Raw genomic sequence first — 2,442 nt, 5'->3', positions numbered from 1 at the left:
CGCCACCGGGCACATCAGCGATCAACGACTCAAGGACATGTTCCTTAAGGCCATTCGCCTTCGATTCGGCTCATCGACCGACACAGGTGTCAACCAAGCCGTTCTCGACGCCCTCGACACGAGTGACCTGGAGGTTGAGGCCGCCGGGCTTCTCGCTCAGATCAACGAGGTGGCCAAAAAGCTCCAATCGATGATCGCCCACAACGCACGAGTCGCTCAAGACCAGCAAACCTACGAGAAGGCGTTCAACGCTAGCCACGAACAGCACCAGGCGCTGTTACCTGATCACGCTGCCGTGGTCGCCGAGATCCAGAACAAAAACAACCGACTGGCCGCCTACCACTATTACATGCAGGAGACCGCCAACCTTGATCTTGAACGCTTGGTCTTCAGCCCATACCTCTGCGTAGCTTTGCTCGATAAAGGCACCGTCGACGTCGACGGCAACGTCACCTTTCAATTTCGCGACGGCAGCACCCAAGTAGTCGCCATCAAGCAGTAACCCAGTATCCACATCTAAGCGCCTGCCAGAACCTGGTGGGCGCTCGCGTAGTCTTGGAGTGGTGGATTGCTTACAATTGAAAATTCTTCAGCAAGTTGAGGACTACGTGACGCCGTTCCAGGTGGTCGAGGGATTCGATGACCGCTGGTGGCACGACAGGGCTGGACGAGTCGGCGACGACACCCTGGGTGGCAAAGAGTACATCCAGTTTCTTGCCGATAGTGTGGAAGTCGGGCGCGCTGAGGTGACAGATTGGCCGCTCTCCGATAGCTATATCGGAGTTGACTCGACGGTGCCAACCAAAGAGATCTGGTTCTTTGAAATCCGCCATGACCTTCGCCGACAGCACTATGGGGCTGAGTTTGCAAGGCATCTGATCAGCCACTACGCAGGTTACCCCTTGATCGCTTTCTCCGAAGGCGCTGACGAGTTTTGGGCAGGAATTGGCTGGCACTATTACCCGCGTAAAGACGGGGATCCCCATTACCGCAAGCTCTTCGTTTCCCGGAAGATCGGCCCATGACCCTCGCTCGCTGGAAGTGAACCAGTCAAGCGGCTAAATCGTAGTTGGCGCGCGTTTGTATCCGTTGTGACATGAAAGTTTCTATGACTGCAACATCTCGGGAAGATAGTCCATCCGGGATACCCATGTGGTTTTTGAGTGCTTGGTCTGCCAAACGGGTCATGCCTGTCACTACATCAGCAGGGGTGTAGTACGACCCGGACTGTTTGCGTAGTTCAGGGTCGTAGGCCTCCAGGAAGTGCTCATACAGGTGCAGATAGACATCCTGGTTTCCTCCAGAGATCTTGTCCCACTGCGTCGCCGAGAGGGTGCGAGTGATTGTCTCGATGACCAAACCGACGGTGGAGTCAGTCAGATGCTCGGTGAGGAGGTCGAGGGAACGTCCCAACAGACTGTGCTGGGACTGGATTTCCGTAGCGATATCACGGAGGCTCCCGGTGGTAAAGCTGATCCCTTCGGACAAGGCAACAACCAAGGCAAAAACCACGGTTTGGGCAAACCCGTCGGCGAACTGTTCATCCGTGGCATGCGGGTAAAGACTGGCTCGCCAATCACGCTTCAACCCGATGAACGGATAGTGCGCTTCTGGTCGGCCGGTGGCCTTAGCATGTCGCCGGTTAGCTTTGAGTGACTCGAGAACTTCCTCGCGCAACAGTGCCGCCAGCGGGGCGATGGTGTTCACGAGCCGGGAAATACTGGTGATCGGTGTCGGCCCCCACCCCAGGAAGCTCGTGAGCATCGTCTTGAACTCAGGTGGAGCCGTAAGCCTTCCCTTGTGGGTCGCGAGAGAGGCTGCATCAAGATGAACAGGTGAGCCGACCAACTCCCCATACCGCCAGAGCCGCCATTCCAGCCCATTGGTGTGCAGCAGGTTCGGCAAATTACGCAGTCGCCTCCACTGCTTCCCGTTGTGAGTGGACTTCCCATAGGTATTCGGGTCAAGGGACGTCCCGGGGCGCTTAAGTTCAATATGTCCCGAGATCAGATTGTCAACGCGTACACCGTAATCAGGACGAACGTTCCCAGAGTCTTCCCGAACCTCCTCATGAAGCACCACAGTGCGATGAAGGACTTGCTCGCCGAAGGTCTCCAGGAGAGCAGCCACAGGGCGGGACAGGGCGGCTTCTGGTTCCCCCGGGCCGTTCAGAGTGTTTTTGGCGTCGACCCCAAAAGCGGCAACGAGCTCAGAGAAGTCAGTCATGCCCCTGATCATATTCGATACAGAAATGCCCCATACGGGACTGACCACGTCGCACGAAAGAATCTCTTCGGAAGGGATGTGGCCGCTTGCAGAGAAAAACCATGAACCTCCCGAATGCAGGGAGGAGAACAACTATTGCTTACGGCGTTCACACTTACTTCTCTACTGCCACAACGAGAGGCAGGGGAACCACGTAGTGCTTATGGCTTGACGCAT

At 56.3% G+C, this 2,442-nt stretch carries 2 protein-coding genes and 1 pseudogene; 2 read left to right on the top strand and 1 reads right to left on the bottom strand.

Features of this window, described 5'->3' with window-relative positions:
- Both HMPREF2656_RS02475 and HMPREF2656_RS02470 read left to right on the top strand, forming a co-directional pair.
- Positions 1–502, top strand: a pseudogene (locus HMPREF2656_RS02475) (recombinase family protein); the annotation flags it as partial.
- Positions 503–563: 61 nt separating this feature from the next.
- Positions 564–1,025, top strand: a complete 462-nt coding sequence (locus tag HMPREF2656_RS02470) for a hypothetical protein (RefSeq protein ID WP_051014163.1) — start codon at positions 564–566, stop codon at positions 1,023–1,025.
- A 25-nt stretch (positions 1,026–1,050) separates the two neighbouring features.
- Here HMPREF2656_RS02470 and HMPREF2656_RS02465 read toward each other — a convergent pair whose 3' ends face one another.
- Positions 1,051–2,226, bottom strand: coding sequence for a type I restriction enzyme HsdR N-terminal domain-containing protein (locus HMPREF2656_RS02465; protein ID WP_141760980.1), 1,176 nt, complete (start codon positions 2,224–2,226; stop codon positions 1,051–1,053).
- Positions 2,227–2,442: the final 216 nt, after the last annotated feature.

Origin of the sequence: Corynebacterium sp. HMSC034B08, from assembly GCF_001835805.1 — a bacterium.
GTDB lineage: Bacteria > Actinomycetota > Actinomycetes > Mycobacteriales > Mycobacteriaceae > Corynebacterium > Corynebacterium coyleae.
The sequence above is the reverse complement of the archived record's forward strand: the minus strand, read 5'-3'. Positions and strand labels throughout refer to the sequence as shown.

Bases quoted from the DNA above. Each gene is read 5' to 3' on its own strand.
- HMPREF2656_RS02465 (WP_141760980.1), bottom strand. From the start codon at position 2,226: ATGACTGACTTCTCTGAGCTCGTTGCCGCTTTTGGGGTCGACGCCAAA.